The 21,018-nt window shown below is 56.8% G+C and carries 19 protein-coding genes and 1 pseudogene; 15 read left to right on the forward strand and 5 right to left on the reverse strand.

Annotation, left to right across the window (positions count from 1 at the left end):
* The first annotated feature begins 3 nt into the window (after positions 1-3).
* From QMP16_RS14995 to nusG, 9 genes are all read left to right on the forward strand, one after another.
* Entirely contained in the window at positions 4-240 is a 237-nt protein-coding gene (locus QMP16_RS14995) for a cbb3-type cytochrome oxidase subunit 3 (RefSeq protein WP_109310724.1), read from the forward strand.
* Positions 237-1,100: a cytochrome-c oxidase, cbb3-type subunit III gene (ccoP, locus tag QMP16_RS15000; RefSeq protein WP_282153030.1), complete on the forward strand. Its 864-nt coding sequence runs from the start codon at positions 237-239 to the stop codon at positions 1,098-1,100. The genes QMP16_RS14995 and ccoP overlap by 4 nt, the downstream gene beginning before the upstream one ends.
* Before the next feature lie 408 nt (positions 1,101-1,508).
* On the forward strand, positions 1,509-2,384 hold the full coding sequence (locus QMP16_RS15005) for a LysR family transcriptional regulator (protein WP_282153031.1): 876 nt from the start codon (positions 1,509-1,511) through the stop codon (positions 2,382-2,384).
* Between the two features lie 100 nt (positions 2,385-2,484).
* A complete protein-coding gene (gene ccoG / locus QMP16_RS15010) occupies positions 2,485-3,912 on the forward strand; it encodes a cytochrome c oxidase accessory protein CcoG (RefSeq protein ID WP_282153032.1) in 1,428 nt (475 codons plus the stop codon).
* Between the two features lies 1 nt (position 3,913).
* A complete protein-coding gene (locus QMP16_RS15015; protein WP_282153049.1) occupies positions 3,914-4,372 on the forward strand; it encodes a FixH family protein in 459 nt (152 codons plus the stop codon).
* A 3-nt stretch (positions 4,373-4,375) separates the two neighbouring features.
* Positions 4,376-6,553, forward strand: a complete 2,178-nt coding sequence (locus QMP16_RS15020; RefSeq protein ID WP_282153033.1) for a heavy metal translocating P-type ATPase — start codon at positions 4,376-4,378, stop codon at positions 6,551-6,553.
* 5 nt (positions 6,554-6,558) lie between these two features.
* Positions 6,559-6,717, forward strand: a complete 159-nt coding sequence (ccoS, locus tag QMP16_RS15025) for a cbb3-type cytochrome oxidase assembly protein CcoS (protein WP_058272490.1) — start codon at positions 6,559-6,561, stop codon at positions 6,715-6,717.
* 68 nt (positions 6,718-6,785) lie between these two features.
* Complete coding sequence (gene secE / locus QMP16_RS15030) at positions 6,786-6,983, forward strand: preprotein translocase subunit SecE (protein ID WP_058272489.1); 198 nt, start codon at positions 6,786-6,788, stop codon at positions 6,981-6,983.
* A gap of 200 nt (positions 6,984-7,183) precedes the next feature.
* Entirely contained in the window at positions 7,184-7,717 is a 534-nt protein-coding gene (gene nusG, locus QMP16_RS15035) for a transcription termination/antitermination protein NusG (protein WP_058272488.1), read from the forward strand.
* A 130-nt stretch (positions 7,718-7,847) separates the two neighbouring features.
* Here nusG and QMP16_RS15040 read toward each other — a convergent pair whose 3' ends face one another.
* The 3 genes from QMP16_RS15040 to QMP16_RS15050 all read right to left on the reverse strand — a co-directional run bounded on the left by QMP16_RS15040 (position 7,848) and on the right by QMP16_RS15050 (position 11,153).
* Positions 7,848-8,612: a hypothetical protein gene (locus QMP16_RS15040; RefSeq protein ID WP_282153034.1), complete on the reverse strand. Its 765-nt coding sequence runs from the start codon at positions 8,610-8,612 to the stop codon at positions 7,848-7,850.
* A complete protein-coding gene (locus QMP16_RS15045) occupies positions 8,609-9,469 on the reverse strand; it encodes a hypothetical protein (RefSeq protein ID WP_282153035.1) in 861 nt (286 codons plus the stop codon). The genes QMP16_RS15040 and QMP16_RS15045 overlap by 4 nt, the downstream gene beginning before the upstream one ends.
* 463 nt (positions 9,470-9,932) lie before the next feature.
* Positions 9,933-11,153: a peptidoglycan-binding domain-containing protein gene (locus QMP16_RS15050; protein WP_282153036.1), complete on the reverse strand. Its 1,221-nt coding sequence runs from the start codon at positions 11,151-11,153 to the stop codon at positions 9,933-9,935.
* Between the two features lie 182 nt (positions 11,154-11,335).
* Here QMP16_RS15050 and QMP16_RS15055 point away from each other — a divergent pair.
* From QMP16_RS15055 to rplA, 3 genes and pseudogenes are all read left to right on the forward strand, one after another.
* A pseudogene (locus QMP16_RS15055) lies at positions 11,336-11,482 on the forward strand (transcription termination/antitermination protein NusG); the annotation flags it as partial.
* A gap of 192 nt (positions 11,483-11,674) precedes the next feature.
* The gene (gene rplK / locus QMP16_RS15060) at positions 11,675-12,124 is read left to right on the forward strand and encodes a 50S ribosomal protein L11 (RefSeq protein ID WP_037314971.1); all 450 of its coding nucleotides are present in this window, start codon (positions 11,675-11,677) and stop codon (positions 12,122-12,124) included.
* Position 12,125: 1 nt separating this feature from the next.
* Positions 12,126-12,824 (forward strand): 50S ribosomal protein L1, encoded by a 699-nt coding sequence (gene rplA / locus QMP16_RS15065; protein WP_282153037.1) that lies wholly within the window; start codon positions 12,126-12,128, stop codon positions 12,822-12,824.
* Between the two features lie 164 nt (positions 12,825-12,988).
* Here the strand turns inward: rplA and QMP16_RS15070 are convergent, their stop codons facing one another.
* The gene (locus QMP16_RS15070; protein WP_282153038.1) at positions 12,989-14,029 is read right to left on the reverse strand and encodes a Hint domain-containing protein; all 1,041 of its coding nucleotides are present in this window, start codon (positions 14,027-14,029) and stop codon (positions 12,989-12,991) included.
* Positions 14,030-14,190: 161 nt separating this feature from the next.
* The gene (locus tag QMP16_RS15075; protein WP_282153039.1) at positions 14,191-15,165 is read right to left on the reverse strand and encodes a phosphotransferase; all 975 of its coding nucleotides are present in this window, start codon (positions 15,163-15,165) and stop codon (positions 14,191-14,193) included.
* Between the two features lie 481 nt (positions 15,166-15,646).
* Between QMP16_RS15075 and rplJ the strand changes: the two genes are divergently transcribed.
* The 3 genes from rplJ (at position 15,647) to rpoB (ending at position 21,005) form a co-directional block, all read left to right on the forward strand.
* On the forward strand, positions 15,647-16,165 hold the full coding sequence (rplJ, locus tag QMP16_RS15080) for a 50S ribosomal protein L10 (RefSeq protein ID WP_058272482.1): 519 nt from the start codon (positions 15,647-15,649) through the stop codon (positions 16,163-16,165).
* 79 nt (positions 16,166-16,244) lie between these two features.
* A complete protein-coding gene (gene rplL, locus QMP16_RS15085) occupies positions 16,245-16,619 on the forward strand; it encodes a 50S ribosomal protein L7/L12 (RefSeq protein WP_037314964.1) in 375 nt (124 codons plus the stop codon).
* A gap of 252 nt (positions 16,620-16,871) precedes the next feature.
* The gene (rpoB, locus tag QMP16_RS15090; RefSeq protein ID WP_282153040.1) at positions 16,872-21,005 is read left to right on the forward strand and encodes a DNA-directed RNA polymerase subunit beta; all 4,134 of its coding nucleotides are present in this window, start codon (positions 16,872-16,874) and stop codon (positions 21,003-21,005) included.
* Positions 21,006-21,018: the final 13 nt, after the last annotated feature.

The raw sequence follows: 21,018 nt of genomic DNA on the forward strand, positions 1-21,018 counted from the left end.
GTGATGGAAGAATACACAATCCTGAGGCAATTCGCGGATAGCTGGATGCTGTTGGTACTGTTTGTCTTCTTTGTTGGCATCGTGATCTGGGTTTTCCGTCCCGGAGCCAGCAAAGAATACAAGGATACTGCCAACATCCCGTTCCGGCACGAAGATGCCCCAGCGCCCCTTAGAGGCGACGAAACAGCTGCGCCCCATGGGGGCGACAAACCCGCCACATCCAAGGAGGCGCGGCAATGAGCAAGACACCTGAAAAACAGCCGGGCGATCCAAACACAACCGGACACTCCTGGGATGGCATCGAAGAGTTCGACAACCCGATGCCGCGCTGGTGGCTGTGGACCTTTTACGTCACCATTATCTGGGGCGTGATCTATACGATCATGTATCCTGCCTGGCCGCTGGTTCAGTCCGCAACCGCCGGTGTTCTTGGCTGGTCATCGCGAGAATTGGTGCAGGAAGAGATCGTTTCTTTCGAAGAAGCCAATGCGCCGTGGAACGCCAAACTGGTTGAAACCTCGCTTGAGGATGTCTCGAAAGATCCCGAGCTGCAGCAATATGCGGTCAACGCGGGCGGCGCGGTATTCCGGACATGGTGCGCACAGTGCCACGGTTCGGGCGCGCAGGGTGCGCCGGGTTTCCCGAACCTGCTGGATGACGCATGGCTCTGGGGCGGTTCGCTGGAAGATATCGAGACCACCATTGCCTACGGTATTCGGAATGAAGAAAGCGACGACGCGCGCTATTCCGAGATGCCAGCCTTCGGTGAAATCCTCGAAAAAGAAGAAGTCACCCAAGTCGTGCAATACGTCATGTCTTTGACCAATGCGCAAAGCGACGATGCGGCGGCGCAGGCGGGCAAAGTTGTTTTTGAGGACAACTGTTCCTCTTGCCATGGCGAAGACGGCAAGGGCGATGTCACCCAAGGTGCTCCGAACCTGACCGACGCCATCTGGCTATACGGCGGCAGCCAGGAAGCTCTGACAGAAACGGTGACCAACAGCCGCTTTGGTGTGATGCCTTCATGGGAAAATCGCCTGAGCGACGCGCAAATCCGCGCTGTCACCGCCTATGTCCACCAGTTGGGTGGCGGTCAGTAACCGCAAAAGAATACCTTCGGACGGTTCGCCGTCCGAAGGTTGAGGCACCGGCTGTTCCATCTGTTCGCGCGTTTCCTGAACAGCCGGTGCTGCCTCTCTACCTTACAAATCACCAGCGAGGTGGTCCAGACGCGGGCTTCGGTTTGCTAGTCGCATTGCGAAAAACTGGCGCGTTTGTGCTGCCTCCACCAATGACTTTCCGGCAACCAGCGTTGCTTTTGTCTGTCAGATCGATCCGATGATTTTGGTTCATCCAACTCATGTGTCTGGGTGGCGATCATGAATGACTTTGCAAGAATTGAGAGCATCTGACATCTCCTGAGTTTTGTTTCTTCTGTCATCAGGATTGATTTTCAGACTGCAAAATGCGACTCAATTAGCATTTCTATATGTAATCAGGGCTTACATATGAACTGGATGGAAATGCCGCCGCTCGCATCGCTCAGAGCTTTTTCCGCTTTTGCGGCGACACGGAATGTGGTGGAAGCGGGCAACTCACTGAATGTCAGCCACGCTGCCATCAGCCAGCAATTGCGCGCGCTTGAGAAGCACCTCGAAATTGCGCTGTTGGACCGCACCGGCAAATCCATGACCTTGACGCCAGAAGGTGAAAGGTTGGCGCGCGCACTGCATCTTGGGTTCGGTGCGATTGGCGATGCCTTGGTCGAACTGACCCAATCCAAACAGGATCGTCCGGTTCATGTATCTTTGACGTCGTCCTTTGCCGCGTCATGGTTGATGCCCCGCCTGCCTGCATTTCAGGCCGAACATCCGGATATCCAATTGGCGCTTGATCCGTCACCTGCACTGGTCAGCCTGGATCCCGGCGGTGTCGATGTGGCCATCCGCTATGGTGCGGGCACATGGCCCGGTGTCCGTACAGAAATGTTGCTGCAAAGCCCAATGGTGATCGTCGCGGCCCGCAATCTGGTGGGGGAAAAAACGTCGTGGACGCCCGACGAGCTCAGCGAACTGCCCTGGCTGGAAGAGTTCGGCACCACCGAGGCAACCAACTGGCTGGCCCGACGTGGTGTCGGGCACGGGCCAAACGCTGGGCGAATCTCATTGCCCGGCAATCTGCTTTTGGAAGGGCTGCGCGCGGGGCAGGGCGTAACCGTCACGGCGCGGCATTTTGTCGAAGCAGAAATCACGTCGGGCCAAATCATCGAACTGTTTCGCGAGCCCGAAAGCAGCGGATATCACCTTGTTACTGGCGATTTCCCTCTGCGTCCGGCAGCAAAAACTTTTATTGCATGGCTCAGGCGGCAAGCTGGTAGGATGTGACAAAAGGTGTCTGCACGATGCGCTTTTGACCCATGTCAAAGTGGCTACCTTTGTGTTCTGGAACAAGACACCGTGATATAGCCACATCTGGAGCCAGCCCGTGAGCGATTCCGACCCCGCACCCAGCCTTTACGCCGCACGAGAACCCATATTTCCGCGTCGCGTGTCCGGGCCGTTTCGCAATCTGAAATGGATCATTCTCGCGGTCACATTGGGGATCTATTACATCACCCCGTGGATCAGATGGGACCGGGGGCCCAGCCTACCGGATCAGGCGGTGTTGCTGGATTTGGCCAACCGCAGGTTCTATTTCTTCTGGATCGAGATCTGGCCGCATGAGTTCTACTTTGTTGCCGGTCTGTTGATCATGGCCGGGTTGGGATTGTTTCTTTTCACCTCGGCGCTGGGGCGCGTGTGGTGCGGATATGCCTGTCCGCAGACGGTTTGGACTGACTTGTTCATCCTTGTCGAACGCTGGATTGAAGGGGATCGCAACGCGCGGTTGCGTCTGCATCGTCAGGAAAAGTTAGACTTTCGTAAAGCGCGGTTGCGGCTGACGAAATGGGGTGCCTGGCTTTTGATCGGTCTGGCGACCGGTGGTGCCTGGGTGTTCTATTTTGCCGATGCGCCGACGCTTCTGCGGGACCTTGTGACCGGGAACGCCCATCCGGTTGCCTATACGACAATACTGATTTTGACGGGCACGACATTCCTGTTCGGTGGCTTCGCGCGCGAACAGATTTGTATCTATGCCTGCCCATGGCCGCGGATCCAGGCGGCGATGATGGACGAGGATACGCTCGTCGTCGGGTACCGCGAATGGCGTGGTGAGCCGCGCGGCAAGGGCAAACGAACTGCGGATTCCGAACTGGGGGACTGCATCGACTGTATGGCCTGCGTCAATGTCTGCCCGGTTGGGATCGACATTCGCGACGGACAGCAATTGGAGTGCATCACCTGTGCGCTGTGTATCGACGCCTGTGACGACATGATGGTCAAGATCGGCAAACCGCGTGGTCTGATCGACTATATGGCTCTGAGCGACGAAGCCAACGAGCGGGCAGGTAAGCCGCCAAAGAATGTCTGGAAACATATCCTGCGGCCCCGGACCATCCTGTACACGGCCCTTTGGTCACTTGTCGGCTTGGGTCTGCTGTTTGCCCTGTTCATCCGGTCCGACATCGAAGTTACCGTGGCCCCGGTTCGCAACCCGACCTTTGTCACCCTGTCGGACGGCACGATCCGCAATACCTATGACGTGCGCGTGCGGAACAAACATGGCGAAGAACGGCTGTTCAAGCTGTCTCTGTCCGGTGATCCGGCGATGCGGATCGTGATTGAAGGCACGCCACTTGATACAGTGAATGTCACGGCGGATACTGCGCAATTGCAGCGGGTCTATATTATCGCCTCCAAAGACACGGATCCGGCAGCGGCGGACGCGACACCGGTTCGGATCTGGATCGAGGATATTGAAAGCGGTGAGCGCGCCTACAAGGACACGACGTTCAATGGACGAGGAAACTGAGATGGCCGAGCGTCAATTTACCGGAAAGCACTTTCTAGCGATCTTTGTCGCTGCTTTCGGGGTGATTATTTCCGTGAATCTCGTGCTGGCCTACAAAGCTGTCAAAACCTTTCCCGGGCTCGAGGTCAAAAACTCTTACGTCGCCAGTCAGGAGTTCAACGAGCGCCTGAAGGTGCAACAGGCCTTGGGTTGGGAAATCCGGGCTGAGACCAATGGCGGTCTTTTGATCCTGCATATCACCGACCAAACCGGCGCGCCGGTCCAGGTGGCCGAGTTGCAGGCAGTTGTTGGCCGGGCGACACATGTGAAAGAGGATTTCATCCCGGATTTCACTTTTGACGGGACCGCCTATTCCACGCCCGCAGCGCTGGGCAAGGGAAACTGGAACATCCGTCTGGTGGCCAAAGACAACAGCGGTGCCGAATTTGCGCAGCGGGTTCCGTTGTATGTGAAAGGGTAGGGGATGACCGCTCAGCTCAGCTCAGGTACGGCGGCATGCCCCGGTTGCATCGCAGCACCGGCGGAACCAGCGCGCCCCGTTCCTGAAGATGTGCAGATTGCCCTATCCCTGCCCGGCATTCACTGCTCCGCCTGTATTGCGAACGTTGAACGCGCGCTGAACGCCCATCCGGGTGTCGAGGACGCGCGGGTCAATCTGACGCTCAAGCGTGCAATGGTCAAAGCAGCCGCTGAGACACACGCTGCTGACCTGATCCCCGTTTTGGAGCGCGCCGGGTACGAGGCGCATGAGCTGGACCCGGGCGCTTTGTCGGCAACCCAATCCGACAAGGCCGGGCGTGATCTGCTGATGCGATTGGCGGTGGCTGGTTTCGCGTCGATGAACGTGATGCTGTTGTCTGTGTCGGTCTGGTCAGGGGCTACGGATGCGACGCGGGACCTGTTTCACTGGATATCTGCGGCAATTGCACTGCCTGCGATTGCCTTTTCCGCACAGCCCTTCTTTGCCAACGCCTGGAGTGCGCTGCGCGTCAAACGATTGAACATGGATGTGCCGATTGTGCTGGCCATTCTGTTGGCGCTCATGACGTCGCTGTGGGAAACCGCGCTCAGCGGAGAGCATGCGTATTTCGACGCCGCACTGACGCTGACTTTCTTCCTGCTCGCGGGCCGATATCTGGACTACCGCACCCGCGCCGCAGCGCGATCAGCAGCCGAAGAACTGACGGCCCTGGAAGTGCCGCGTGCCATTCGCTTAGTTTATGGGGCCGAAGAAGAGGTGTCCGTCGCAAGCCTCGCGGTTGGTGATCTGATTCTAGTTCGGCCCGGCGGGCGTATGCCTGTGGATGGTGAGATTGTATCGGGCAAGTCGGAGCTCGACCGGTCATTGTTGACGGGCGAGACCCTCCCGGTCTTTGCCGAAGCTGGTCTTGCCGTCAGCGCGGGTGAGGTTAACCTGACCGGCCCGCTGACGATCCGGACCACAGCGGTCGGTGAGGATACTTCACTGCACCGTATGGCGGATCTGGTGGCAATCGCAGAATCCGGTCGATCGCGCTATACGTCGCTGGCTGACAAGGCGGCCAAGCTATACGCGCCGGGGGTGCATATTCTGTCCGCGCTTAGTTTTTTGGGTTGGTACATCTATTCCGGCGATATCCGAACCGCGCTGAACATTGCTGCAGCGGTTCTGATCATCACCTGCCCCTGTGCGCTGGGGCTTGCCGTGCCTGCGGTGACGACGGCGGCCTCGGGGCGACTGTTCCGCAAGGGGATGCTGATCAAACACTCTACTGCGCTGGAACGTCTGGCCGAGGTTGATACGGTCGTTTTTGATAAAACCGGCACACTTACATCCGGCACTCCGGAATTGACCAATCTTGAGGATCATTCCCGCGCGGATCTTGAGATTGCACTGGCGCTGGCCGAGGCGTCTTCGCATCCGTTGTCGGTGTCGCTTGCCAAGTCCGTCAGAGATGCCGGGATCAAGCCTGCCGGACTTGAGGATGTGGTCGAGGTTCCGGGGTATGGCACCGAAGGAACCTACCGTGGTCAGCGCGTGCGCCTTGGGCGCGCCGGTTGGACTGGCGCGACCGAAGGTGATCAGACGGCAGCTTGGTTGGCGGTCACGGGGCAGTCACCGGTTGCGTTCCTGTTCTCGGATTCGCTGCGTCCAGGCGCGGCAGAGGCTGTGGAGGCGTTCCGTGACGGCGGAAAGAGCGTCGTTCTCATCTCGGGTGATACACGAGGCGCGGTTCAAACGCTGGCAGACAAGCTTGGGATTGAAACATGGATTGCCGAGGCGCTGCCTCAGGACAAGGCCGCCCATGTGCAAGACCTCAGCGACCAGGGCCGCCATGTTCTGATGGTTGGTGACGGGTTGAACGATACGGCGGCGCTTGCAGCGGCGCATGTGTCAATCTCGCCCGCCTCAGCGCTGGACGCGGCGCGGGTGGCGTCGGATATCGTATTACTCGGCAACGACTTGTCCCCGATTGCAGATGCCTGTGACACAGCGGTGAAGGCGACCAAAAGGATTCGCGAGAACTTTCGCATCGCTACGGTTTACAATATTATAGCCGTACCCTTGGCCGTGGCCGGGTTTGCCACACCGCTGATCGCGGCATTGGCGATGTCGACCTCGTCCATTACCGTGTCCCTGAATGCCCTGCGCCTGAGGTAGTTGATATGGAAGTTCTGGCCTATCTCATACCGATTTCCCTGTTTTTGGGCGGGGTTGGCCTTGTGGCGTTTATCTACACGGTCCGGTCGAACCAGTATGATGATCCCGAAGGTGACGCGCGGCGTATCCTCAGCGATGAATGGGATGACAAGCCCAAGTCCTGACCACTCTTGAAATTGTCGCAATGCCCGGTTATGTCCGGCCCATCCGCTAGCAGAGAGAACCAAGCCAAATGGCAACAATGAATCCGATCCAGTTCATTCAGCAAGTCCGCGCCGAAGTCGCAAAGGTCGTTTGGCCCACGCGTCGCGAGGTTCTGCTGACCACGGTCATGGTGTTCATCATGGCGGCACTGACCGCCGTGTTCTTTGCGCTGGTCGATCTGGGTATTCGCGGCGGTCTGCAACTGATCCTGGGCGCATTCGGTTAAACCGGATTGGGCCGGGCGGAAACGCCACAGCCCCCTTGCACAACGCGGGATGTCAGAGTAGTTGACACAGTACTATTCGGAATGGGCGTGCGGCGATTCGGGCTGTGCGCCGCTTTTTATTCCGGGTGACGTGACAGAATTTCAATGACGGTGCTTGCGGCATTCCGAACGCACCGAAGGCAAACAAGGACGACAGGTTCATGGCGAAACGGTGGTACTCGGTCAGCGTTCTTTCGAACTTCGAAAAGAAGATCGCAGAGCAGATCCGCACGTCCGTGGCTGAGCAAGGCCTTGAGGACGATATCGACGAAGTACTGGTGCCCACCGAAGAGGTGATCGAAGTGCGCCGGGGCAAGAAGGTTACGACCGAACGCCGCTTTATGCCCGGCTACGTGTTGGTGCATATGGAAATGTCGGATCAGGGTTATCACTTGGTCAACTCGATCAACCGGGTCACCGGCTTTCTGGGCCCACAAGGCCGCCCGATGCCGATGCGCGACGCCGAGGTGAACCAGATCCTCAACCGTGTTCAGGAAGGTGAAGACGCGCCGAAACTGATGATCTCGTTCGAAGTGGGCGAGAAGGTCAAGGTCAACGACGGCCCGTTCGAGGATTTCGACGGTATGGTCGAAGGTGTCGACGACGAAGCCCAGAAGCTGAAGGTTTCGGTTTCGATCTTTGGCCGCGAAACCCCGGTCGAGCTGGACTTTACGCAGGTTACGAAGCAGGGCTAAAACCCACTTCAGCGAATTTTGGAGCGCCGCGATGCTTGGAGCAACGCGGCGTTTTTGCTCTTAGTGCATCAGCTTTTAGGTTCGCGGGCGAAAGGCAGAGGATATCGACCGGAAAGAAAGAGCTTTGCAGCTAGGGCGGACCTGGAATTAGTTCTTGTTGTTGAAGAACTGTTAGGATGTCCAGAATTGTCGACGGGCTGACATCCACCGAACCGTCCAAGAATACACCAAGTCCACCCTCTCCGATCTCTCGCGGGCCGCCAGTGTCATAAACCGGATCAAGAGACGCGAGCTCTGCCGGCAGCACCGGACACAAAGGGGTTTCGTTCAAAACAAGGTCTACGGCGGCCAACATCAGCTTCTTAACGGATTCGAGGGTATCGTCCTCAAGGAGTTTTTCGCGCTGCGCTTCGGGAGCCGTGAGTACGAGGTCGATAAGTTCAAAATAGGCACAGTTATCCCGCAACTCTACGGTCGCTTCAGTGGACATGTTTGCCTGGACAGCATTTTTTTGTTCACCCCGCTGAAAGTCGCGCTCACCGGTTCGGCTGCATTCAAAGATTGTGATGGTAACTTGGCCATCCAGATCTATCGCGTCGTCTTGAGCCTTAAAGCTGAATTCATCCAGTCGGACTTGCAGGCCGCAATTGTCGACTATTGCGTTTTCAGCCAGTCGCTCAGGAACAGTCTTCTGTACTTCGCGCAGATCAAGAAGGGCACCCACACCGATCCGCGTCGGGGCAGCAGCGGAGAGGTTCAGATCAAGCGTATATGGCAATTCCGTATCACGAACTGGCAGCGTTGCGTCGATGACAAAATCTACCTGTTGCGCGTTGGGTGCTCGGGCTCCCAGAACAACTGCCATCAAGACTGGAAAAACTAACCAAAGTCTCATTCAGCAAACTCCAATACGCCAAGCTCCTTAAGTCCTCCAAGGACTTCGACAATTGTCTCAGCGCTGACATCGGCAGATCCGACAATGGCAGCACCCATCCCGCCAGGCGCAATTTCCCGAGTGCCTCCGGACTCGTAAATCGGGTCGAGTAGTGTGAACTCAGCGGGCAATGGCGGGCAGACCGGGTGCGCGGCCAAAAATTCCCCGCCTTTTTCGAGGACGGCTTCGTTGATGCGGTTGGTCAGTCCGAAAATATTGGAGACAGCGCCAATAAAACCGCGCGGGTTTAGATCGACGCCTTCGATACTGAAAGCCAGGCATTGGCCCTTCACCTCGGCCTTGGCGACCGCGACCGCGTCTACCGTGGCCCCAAAATACCGAAAGCCCGGTTCTTCATGGCGGTTACATCTCGTAAACTGTGCACGGGCTGAACCCTCGATCTTTATGGTGTCGTCTATGGCGGTGACGTCGCGAACCTCAAGATAGATCTGGCGTTTGCAGCTTTCTTCCAAAGGACCGGTCAGTATTTGAGGCGCTTTTTCCTGCAATCCGCGCAAATCCATAAAGGCGCGCAGTTGCAAACGGGTTGGGCTGGCTTCTTCGAGGCCACCATAGACAGTGAACGGAACCGGAATTTCACGCAGCGGGACTTCTTTAGTCAATTTGATCTGAAACTGACCGGCATAGGTGGCGGGATCAATTCCCGCCGAAGAGTATGAAGAAGAACTGTTGGACCCGTCGGTTTGGGTGACCGCCTTCGGCTCTGTGCCCTGATCCTGAGCCTTGCTGCCACAGCCCGGCAGCATAGCAAAAAGAATGCAGACCAATAGTCCCTTGTTCAGTCGAGATGATGCCATCCCTGACCACCTCTTCTGTGTCCAAGCTTTACCAAGATACCCGCCTGCGATTCTTTAGCAACTTATGTATTCAATTTATTTATTTTGTTTCGCTGTTTCCAACTGTACAGAGGCTCGCCCGTGACACAAACGCGCCTTTTGAAATTAAGGTGCGAGCTTTTTGCCAACGCCACCATTCCCCTATTCATGCCGCCTCTATCGTCTTCGGGCGAGATTCTCTCGTGGGAGGTTGCTGGGATCGCGGTCCCGTATCTGACCGCGCGAAACAAGTCGGGTGGGATGTGCTGGTCAAGCTGCTGTTTTAACTTTTGGCGGTGAAGTCACGGTCGAACTAGGTTTCTAGCAGCTTGCGAAGTAGAGCTAGGTTGTTTTCTGGCTACATTGGTAACACCGCGATGCAACACGCAACGCGGCGCTTTTTTGTTTCAGCATGGCAGACGGCCAAAGCGTTTAGTTTATCGGCTTATCGCGCCTGCACCATAGCCGCTCGCAAGAGTTGCGGGCGGTCCAATTGGGATGGCAAGAAGACTGCCTGCGATCCGGCATCCAGCGCAGAAAGGCTCGCATCGTACCACTGCATCGCAAGATCGCGGCGTTCTTGTACACCAAAGCCTTCGCGCAGGTGGTGTCCAACCAACTCTCCATAGGCTGGCTCGCCCATTGCGACCAACATCAGTGCAGAACCAACAGCGGTATCCATGTTGTCCTGAAGGTAACCCATTGCCAGACAGACTTTGCTTGTCGCCGCAAGATCTTCAGGGCTGAGCCCAGAATCCAATGCAAGCTTGCGCATCTGAGTTTCCGATTCTGTCTTTGATTTCAGAGACAGCGCAACAACTTGCGGCTCCAACATCTCACCAAAGGCATCGCATTGGGCTGCTACCTGATCTGGTGTCAGTCCCTGGATGTCCTGCATCAGATCTTCACCTCGCGCCATCGCATAGCTTCGAGCTAGGCAGAACTGTTCGCTTAGTGCAAAATCAGGATCGGCCATATTTGCCAAAGTCGTGTAGCCGCCATTGGTCGACGTTTGAAGCATAACCGCGCTGCAGCGATTGGCGAGTGATGGGCCTGTTGCGCCGCCAGAAAATAGGGTCGGCAAGGTAGCGGATGGTGCTTCGGCAACGTCCGTCGCGGGTTCGGCCTCTTGTGAGGTTGCGACGGGGGCTGCCACTGCCGGGGGCTGGGGAGCAGCCGCCAGAGCGGCGCCGCTATGCACCTGTTGGCGATACGCCAACAAAAGAGGCTGACCCGACAGTTGAGTAGAAGCTTGTCCTCCGCTTGTCGCCCAATAGTATGCCTGCATCAGGAAGTCGCGCTGATAGGGCTGAAAATCATAGCCATTGATAGGGTAGCCCATTGAAACCTGGTAACGTTCGATCGCAGCCCGGGTTCCGCGGCCAACTTGACCATCGACGCCTCCGGCATTGTAGCCGAAGTAGTTGAGCGCGGTCTGAGTTTGCGCACCTTGCGTAGTCGACGGTATGCCAGGACGGTAGGTCCGAGTAGACCGCGTTGTTCGCTGGGCTTTTTTCTTCTGCTGGTCCTGGCCGATCGCGTAACCTAAGACCCCTCCAACGACAGCGCCGCCGAGGAAGTCACCGGCGTCGGCCCGCACCACCTGAGGAACTGCTACAGCAAAGGATAGGGCGATTCCGAGCGTCATTACTAAACGAAAAATCATAACTTACCTCCAAAACAAAACGCCTGAATTCGGGAAGTATAGCACATTCACTGCGCAACGCGGGATTGGACGTTGCCGTGACGCCCTAGGCAGTGTCTTTAGGCGATTTCTAGCGTATCTTTGCCAATTTGACGCTGATTGCGCGAGGGTAAACAGTTTTCTGACACCGAGATGGGGACGAACAGGTCCCCCACGGCCCGTTCGGGGATTTCTGCGGCATGATCGACGGCGTGGACGGCGAGGTCCAGAACCTGGACGTTTCGGTTTTGGACTTTGGCCGCGAAACCCCGGTCGAACTGGACTATACGCAGGTTACGAAGCAGAACTGATCCGCCCTTAACTGGTAGAGTAACGCAGCGATGCAATCCCCTTGCCAAATCCCGCATTCCCCGATAAGTGCCGCCTCTATCGTCTTAAGGCGAGATTCTCTCGTGGGAGGTTGCTGGGATCGCGATCCCGGATCGGACCACGCAACATAAACCGGGTGGGACGCGTCCTGCCTACGTTGAAAGGAAAACCAAATGGCCAAGAAGCTTGCTGGTACAATGAAACTGCAGGTTCCTGCAGGTCAGGCGAACCCGTCGCCGCCAGTTGGTCCGGCGCTGGGTCAGCGCGGCATCAACATCATGGAATTCTGCAAGGCGTTCAACGCCAAGACCGCAGACATGGAGCAAGGCGCACCTTGCCCGACCGTGATCACCTATTATCAGGACAAGTCCTTCACCATGGACATCAAGACGCCGCCCGCGTCTTATTACCTGAAAAAAGCCGCTGGTCTGAAGCCGGTTGGTAAGCGTAACCGCCCCCGTGGCGCGGAAAACCCAGGTCGTGAGACCGTGGCAACCGTGACCTCGAAGCAGGTTCGCGAAATCGCCGAAGCCAAAATGAAAGATCTCAACGCCAACGACGTCGAAGGCGCAATGCAGATCATCCTGGGCTCGGCCCGCTCTATGGGCATCGAGGTGAAGTAAGATGGCAAAACTCGGTAAACGTACGCGCACCGCGCGCGAAGCTTTCGCTGGCAAGACAGATCTGTCGGTGGAAGAAGCGGTTGCACTGGTTAAAGCCCACGCAACTTCGAAGTTTGACGAAACTGTCGAGATCGCTCTGAACCTGGGTGTTGACACCCGTCACGCAGACCAGATGGTTCGTGGGGTTGTCGGCCTGCCCAATGGCACCGGCAAAACCATGCGCGTTGCTGTATTCGCCCGTGGCCCCAAGGCTGACGAAGCAAAAGAAGCAGGCGCGGATATCATTGGCGCAGAAGACCTGATGGAAACCATCCAGGGCGGCACCATCGATTTCGATCGCTGCATTGCAACCCCGGACATGATGCCGATCGTCGGTCGCCTGGGTAAAGTTCTGGGCCCCCGCAACCTGATGCCGAACCCCAAGGTTGGCACCGTGACCATGGACGTGAAAGCGGCCGTGGAAGCAGCCAAGGGTGGTGAAGTTCAGTTCAAGGCGGAAAAAGGCGGTGTTGTGCACGCCGGTGTTGGCAAAGCGTCCTTCGACGAAGCCAAACTGGCCGAAAACGTCCGTGCTTTCATTTCGGCTGTTGCCAAGGCCAAGCCGTCGGGCGCCAAAGGCACCTACATGAAGAAAATCGCGCTGAGCTCGACCATGGGCCCTGGCGTGACGCTGGATGTTGCTACCGCTTCGGGCGAATAAGCCCTATTGCAATAACGCGAAAAAGAAATCCCGGGTGGTGCGAACCGCCCGGGATTTTTTTTGTACCAAATGATGATCAGGCTGTCCGCGTGAGGGTCGCATTCAAGTGGCCTGCGCCAGGCGGAAGCTTCGGTTTAAGACTGCGCGTGTCTGACCTCCACGGCTTAGATATATGCGCGCAAAACACCGGCCTCACGCGCGCTGATTGTTGGGGCTGCGGTGCGCCGAAACGCATCGCTGACATCTTCGATCGTCGGAAACAGCGCCAGGATTTCCGACCGCTGCGGGGACGACAGTGCGTATTTTGCGCTTTCGCCATAATAGTAGCTTTCTGTCAGCGCGCCGTTGGACCGGACAATGTGGTGTCGGTCTAACATGAAGTGCGTGTAGGTGATGCGATCCGTCGGGCGGATCGAAACCCCCGGAAGGCCACACAGGTGCTTGGCGGCCACGAACACTTCGGATGATCCAAAAAGCATGTCAGTGGCAGGAGAGCCGATCAGAATTCGATGCTGTTGCGAAACCACCAGCTCTTTCGTGTTTCCGATAGCACCGGCCTCGATCACCACCGGAGCAAATGACCCATGACCATGAACCTCGGTCGTTCCGATCCAGAGGATCGGTTGAAATCCACTGTCCCGTGTCCAGACGCGTTGACCTTTGGTGAGGTCTTGAACCTCAACAATCCCGTCGGCAGTTTCAATAAGGGTTCCCGGCCCAAAACAGGTAACATAGTCTGCATAAGCCGATGACCCGGCATTCGAACCACCGGTTTTGACATACGACGTTCCAGGCTCTAGCGGGGCAGATGTAGCATAGCCCCAAACGTTCTGCGTCACCCCACCTTGGGAAAACACATAGATGGTGATTTCTGGTCCGGTCGGGTTGAGATCGTCATCCAGGGCTCGCACAGTGATAATCGACTCGGATTCTACCTGCATGCCGTTTGTCACTATGCCGCCACCATCGGTGATGACGTGGCCAGCTGGCAGGTCATCGTCGAAAACGTCAGGGCTGCCAGCAGTGTCATCCAGTGTGATGGTGGTACCGGTGCCGCCCGAGTAGGTAAAGATGGTGCCATCCGGTGTGTCCGAATTGTTGATGATCGAGCCTCCGACCACGATATCGTTCGCGTCAGCTGTATCCGGGACAAAAGTAGCGACCAGGCTGGAGCTGTCCTGAGCAAAAAAACTGCGTTCAACCATCTATCGGATTTACCTTCTGCGTACCGGTTATTGTCGGCCTAAGCTGACAAAGGCCGTGTGAGTTATGGATTGGGATAACAGATTTTCAGAGTGCTGCGGTCAACTAAGATTTTCGCGTTCCCGCTCACAATCCCGTCATTCGGGCTGACCATCCATCCAGCTCAACGGTGTTGAAACGCGACTTGCAGGCGATCGCCCAGTCGTTGTCGTTTGTCTTTTTCGAATTCGCTGCATTCGTGGTCGTTTCGCCACAAGGCCAGCCAGTCTTTCAACAGCCGTCCGCGGAGACAATAATCCAAGACTTCAACATTGACAGGATGTCGGTAAAGGCGAAAAAACATGTCCTTGTTTCTTTTAAGGATACCGCTTCGGTCGACACCCGCTGCGCCGCCATTCCGAAAGATATCCGCCTTGAGAAAATCGACGATATCGTAGACCGCCAGCTTGTCTCGGGCTTCGGTGAAATCCAGACCAATCGTTTTCCCTTGTCCTACAATCAGGTTCTGTCCGTGATAATCGCCATGTGAAAACACGCGCAGGTCCTCGGTGCCCTTCAGGCGGGTCCCTTCGGACAGCATAAGGTTCACCATCGTCCGGCTTTGGTTCGCGATTTTATTGGGAACGGCCGTCATCAGCTCTTTCAGGCTGTCTGTCATCCACCTGGGGCGAAAGGCGTAACGAACAGGCGGGTTGCGACTGTGAAGATCGTTCAGCCACGACCCCGCGCGACGGTACACCTGGGCGACCTGATCGTCGTCCTTGCTGTTATAGATCAGATCAACGGCGGTCGGCCGATTGATGTATTCGGTCACCAGAAAAGCACCACCTGGCGAGAGGTAAACGGGCCGGACAACGCGTGAGGTCTCATTGCCATCAAAGTATTCGTACAGTTCGACAAGCAGGTCATATTCGTTATTCAATCGCCCGGTGTCTGGCGATTGCGTGTCGATCTTAAGGGCGAAAGCCTGCACTGTGGTATGCAGGATCACGACGGATCGCGTGTCGTCGAATGCGTGCGATCGGTAGATACATTCATAGCGGCGGACGGGCTCTTTCAGGAACTGGTTTGAAAACTCGTCGATATACGAGGCGACGCGGGCATTTTCTTCGTCTGAAAGGGGCAGCGTTCCAGCCAACGAGCCAAGTCCTGAGTGTTATTGTCCAGTCCCCGGACAGGATAACAGTGCGATGTCCGTGTCAACGGAAAGTCGATGCTTGGACCTGCTTGATTTGGCGTTTTCGCGTTGTATTTCGCAAATTGGCGTCTATCAGCACGCTAGGCCCCAAACGGGGTGGAAATCATTTTCGACAGATGCTGTTGCGAACCTGCGGAAACCGCAATTTACCCCTTGGAAAGCGGCCCCATCTGCCCTAAGTAAGGCTACGAAGTAAAGCGTGCGATTCGTCGTGCGCTTTATTTTGTTTCGTCCAAGACGGTGGGTGGTGCCATATGGCCCCTTAATTCCCTGCCTGAGACGGGTAAGACCAAAGAATTCTGGGGGGTCCAACCCTCGGGCGCATTTTGGCCAATCCCGTAACAACGGACCTGAACGCCGGAGCGAAAGCTGCGGCTAATATGAGCCGGGGTGAGATATCGCCCCAAACTTGGAGAGAACTGTGGATAGAGCCCAGAAAGAGAAAGTGGTCGAGGAACTCGGCCAAATCTTCGAAAGCTCTGGCGTCGTAGTGGTTTCGCACTACGCCGGTCTGACAGTTGCCGAGATGCAGGACCTTCGCGCACGTGCTCGTGACGCGGGTGGCTCCGTGCGTGTTGCCAAGAACAGGCTCGCCAAAATCGCCCTCGACGGAAAGCCATGTGAAAGCATTGCCGACCTGCTGACGGGTATGACCGTTCTGACCTATTCCGAGGACCCTGTGGCAGCAGCCAAAGTGGCCCAGGACTACGCCAAAGAGAACCAAAAGTTCGAAATTCTTGGCGGTGCAATGGGTGAGAACGCTCTGGATCGTGCCGGCGTCGAAGCCGTGTCCAAAATGCCTTCGCGCGAGGAGCTTATTGCTACTATCGCGGGCATGCTGGGCGCACCTGCTTCGAACATCGCTGGCGCAATTGGCGCACCTGCAAGCAACATCGCAAGCATCCTTTCCACCATCGAAGAGAAGGCGGAAGCTGCGTAAGCGGTTGGCACTGAATGATCTGCGTAGGGTAACTACCCTGACGTTGGAACACACACTGTAAACGGAAAGAGCTGATAAAATGGCTGATCTGAAAGCACTCGCAGAAAGCATCGTGGGTCTGACCCTGCTGGAAGCACAAGAACTGAAAACCATCCTCAAAGACGAATATGGCATCGAGCCCGCAGCAGGCGGCGCAGTTGTCATGGCAGCCGGTGGCGACGCCGGTGGCGCAGCTGAGGAAGAAAAAACCGAATTCGACGTCGTTCTGAAGAACGCCGGCGCTTCGAAAATCAACGTGATCAAAGAAGTTCGCGGCATCACCGGTCTGGGCCTGAAAGAAGCCAAAGAACTGGTCGAAGCTGGCGGCAAGATCAAAGAAGGCGTGTCGAAAGACGAAGCCGAAGAAGTCAAAGGCAAGCTGGAAGCAGCTGGCGCCGAAGTCGAGCTGGCCTAAGCCATTCGACAGGTGCATCGCTGATGCACCGGAAAATTTGGCTGGATCCGGAAAGTTCCGGGTCCAGCCGAACCTGTCTTAGAAAGGGCCTCTGATAAATGGGGCGTTTTCTAAGACGCGGTTCGCGGATCGGGAGGCTGCCATTCGGGACGGTGGCCACGAATTGATCCGGGCGTGTCGTCTCTAATGTGCAAGGCACCGGGGCCCGACGGTGTCTTTGTCCGCTGAGAACATCGAAAGGTGACATCTGACATGGCTCAAACGTTCCTTGGCCAGAAACGTCTTCGTAAATATTACGGCAAAATCCGCGAAGTGCTGGAGATGCCGAACCTCATTGAGGTCCAGAAATCTTCTTATGATCTATTCCTGCGCTCCGGCGATGCAGATGTGCCCACAGACGGCGAAGGCATCAAAGGCGTGTTCCAATCGGTCTTCCCGATCAAGGATTTCAACGAAACCTCCGTTCTGGAGTTCGTGAAATACGATCTGGAAAAGCCCAAATATGACGTCGAAGAATGCATGCAGCGTGACATGACCTACAGCGCTCCGCTGAAGGTCACTTTGCGTCTGATCGTGTTCGATGTCGACGAGGACACCGGCGCCAAATCCGTCAAAGACATCAAAGAACAGGACGTATTCATGGGCGACATGCCCCTGATGACGCCCAACGGTACGTTCATCGTGAACGGCACCGAGCGTGTGATCGTGTCCCAGATGCACCGTTCGCCCGGCGTGTTCTTTGACCATGACAAGGGCAAGACCCACTCCTCGGGTAAACTGCTCTTTGCTTGCCGCATCATCCCGTATCGCGGCAGTTGGTTGGACTTTGAGTTTGACGCCAAGGACATCGTGTTCGCCCGTATCGACCGTCGCCGTAAACTGCCTGTGACGACCCTGCTGTATGCGCTGGGTCTGGATCAGGAAGCGATCATGGACGCGTATTACAACACCGTGTCCTACAAGCTGGACAAGAAGAAGGGTTGGATCGCTCCGTTCTTCCCGGAACGTGTGCGCGGCACCCGTCCGACTTATGATCTGATTGATGCGAAATCGGGTGAAGTGATTGCCGAAGCGGGCAAGAAAGTCACACCGCGCGCCGTCAAGAAATTGATCGACGAAGGCTCTGTCACCAACCTGCTGGTTCCATTCGATCATATCGTTGGAAAATTCGTCGCCAAAGACGTCATCAACGAAGAAACCGGTGCGATCTATGTCGAAGCCGGTGATGAGCTGACACTGGAATATGACAAGGACGGCGATCTGATCGGCGGCACAGTCAAAGAGCTGGTCGATGCCGGCATCACCGACATCCCGGTTCTGGACATCGACAACATCAACGTCGGTCCGTACATGCGCAACACTATGGCGGCAGACAAGAACATGGGCCGGGACACCGCGCTGATGGATATCTACCGTGTTATGCGTCCGGGTGAACCGCCCACCGTCGAAGCGGCCTCGGCACTGTTCGACACGCTGTTCTTCGACAGCGAGCGCTATGACCTGTCCGCCGTTGGCCGCGTGAAGATGAACATGCGTCTGGCTCTGGATGCACCCGATACTCTGCGCACCCTGCGTCGCGAAGACATCGTGGCCTGCATCAAGGCGCTGGTGGAACTGCGCGACGGCAAAGGTGACATCGACGATATCGACCACCTCGGCAACCGCCGTGTCCGTTCGGTCGGCGAACTGATGGAAAACCAGTACCGCGTCGGTCTGCTGCGCATGGAGCGCGCGATCAAAGAGCGTATGTCGTCGGTCGAGATCGACACCGTCATGCCTCAGGACCTGATCAACGCGAAACCGGCCGCTGCCGCTGTTCGCGAATTCTTCGGCTCGTCGCAGCTGTCGCAGTTCATGGACCAGACCAACCCGCTGTCGGAAGTCACCCACAAACGCCGTCTTTCGGCGCTTGGCCCCGGTGGTCTGACACGTGAACGTGCAGGCTTTGAGGTGCGCGACGTACACCCGACCCACTATGGTCGGATGTGCCCGATTGAAACGCCGGAAGGCCCGAACATCGGTCTGATCAACTCGCTGGCCACCTTTGCCCGCGTGAACAAGTATGGCTTCATCGAAACACCGTACCGCGTCGTCAAAGACGCCGAGGTGACCGATGAGGTTCACTACATGTCCGCGACCGAGGAAATGCGTCACACTGTGGCGCAGGCGAACGCGACACTGGATGCGGATGGCAAGTTCATCAACGATCTGGTTTCGACCCGTCAGTCCGGTGACTACACCCTTGCCCCGCGCGAGAATGTGGACCTGATCGACGTCAGCCCGAAACAGTTGGTATCGGTTGCTGCATCGCTGATCCCGTTCCTTGAAAATGACGACGCCAACCGCGCTCTGATGGGCTCGAACATGCAACGTCAGGCGGTTCCGCTGCTGCGGGCCGAGGCGCCGCTGGTCGGCACCGGTATCGAGGAAAAGGTTGCGATCGACTCGGGCGCTGCGATCCAGGCGAAACGTGCCGGTATCATCGACCAGGTCGATGCCCAGCGTATCGTTATTCGTGCTACCGAAGATCTGGAACTGGGCGACGCGGGTGTGGACATCTACCGTCTGCGCAAATTCCAGCGTTCGAACCAGAACACCTGCATCAACCAGCGTCCGCTGGTGAAAGTGGGTGACACTGTCACGAAAGGCGAGGTTGTTGCCGATGGTCCGTCCACCGATATCGGTGAGCTGGCGCTGGGTAAAAACGTGGTCGTCGCGTTCATGCCGTGGAACGGTTACAACTACGAAGACTCGATCCTGATCAGCGAACGTATTGCGCGTGATGACGTCTTTACCTCGGTCCATATCGAGGAATTCGAAGTCGCCGCCCGTGACACGAAGCTGGGCCCGGAAGAGATCACCCGCGACATTCCGAACGTCGGTGAAGAAGCGCTGCGCAACCTCGACGAGGCTGGCATCGTTTACATCGGCGCGGATGTTGAGCCGGGCGATATTCTGGTCGGCAAGATCACTCCGAAGGGCGAAAGCCCGATGACCCCGGAAGAAAAGCTGCTGCGCGCCATCTTTGGTGAAAAAGCATCTGATGTGCGCGATACTTCGCTGCGCGTGAAGCCGGGTGATTACGGGACTGTCGTGGAAGTCCGCGTCTTCAACCGTCACGGCGTCGAGAAAGACGAGCGTGCGTTGCAGATCGAGCGTGAGGAAGTCGAACGTCTGGCCCGTGACCGGGATGACGAGCTGGCCATCCTTGACCGCAACATCTATGCGCGTCTGCAAGGTCTGATCCTGGGTAAGACCGCTGTCAAAGGCCCGAAAGGCGTCAAGGCAGGATCGGTGATCACCGAGGAACTGCTGGACATGCTGACCCGTGGTCAGTGGTGGCAGCTGGCGTTGGAAGACGAGAAGGACGCCCAGATCGTAGAGGCTCTGAACGAGCAATACGAAGTGCTCAAGCGCGCTCTGGACGCCCGTTTCGAAGACAAGGTCGAGAAAGTCCGTCGTGGTGACGACCTGCCGCCGGGTGTGATGAAGATGGTTAAAGTCTTCATCGCCGTGAAGCGTAAGCTGCAGCCGGGCGACAAGATGGCCGGTCGTCACGGAAACAAAGGTGTGATCTCCAAGGTTGTTCCGATGGAAGACATGCCGTTCCTGGCTGATGGTACTCCGGTTGACTTCTGTCTGAACCCACTGGGCGTGCCTTCGCGTATGAACGTTGGACAGATCCTTGAAACCCACATGGGTTGGGCCGCACGCGGTCTGGGTCTGAACATCGACGAAGCACTGGGTGAATACCGCCGTTCTGGCGACCTGACCCCGGTTCGCGAAGCGATGAAGCTGGCCTATGGCGAGAATGTCTATGAAGAAGGCATTGCCGGCATGGACGAAGGTCATCTGATCGAGGCGGCGGGCAACGTGACCCGCGGTGTTCCGATCGCGACCCCCGTCTTTGACGGAGCCAAAGAGGCTGACGTCAACGACGCGCTGGTGCGTGCGGGCTTCTCGGAAAGCGGTCAGTCGGTTCTGTTCGACGGTCGTACCGGTGAGCAATTCGCGCGTCCTGTGACCGTTGGCATCAAGTACCTGCTGAAACTGCACCACCTTGTGGATGACAAAATCCACGCGCGTTCGACCGGGCCGTACAGCCTGGTTACCCAGCAGCCGCTGGGTGGTAAGGCGCAGTTCGGTGGTCAGCGCTTTGGTGAGATGGAAGTCTGGGCTCTGGAAGCTTACGGCGCCGCCTACACCCTGCAGGAGATGCTCACCGTGAAATCGGATGACGTCGCCGGCCGGACCAAGGTCTATGAGTCGATCGTCAAGGGCGAGGATAACTTTGAAGCGGGCGTACCGGAATCGTTCAACGTTCTGGTTAAAGAAGTCCGTGGCCTCGGCCTGAATATGGAACTCCTGGATGCGGAGGAAGAGTAGGGGCGGCAACGCC

The organism is Ruegeria atlantica (genome assembly GCF_947495585.1).
GTDB lineage: Bacteria > Pseudomonadota > Alphaproteobacteria > Rhodobacterales > Rhodobacteraceae > Ruegeria > Ruegeria atlantica_G.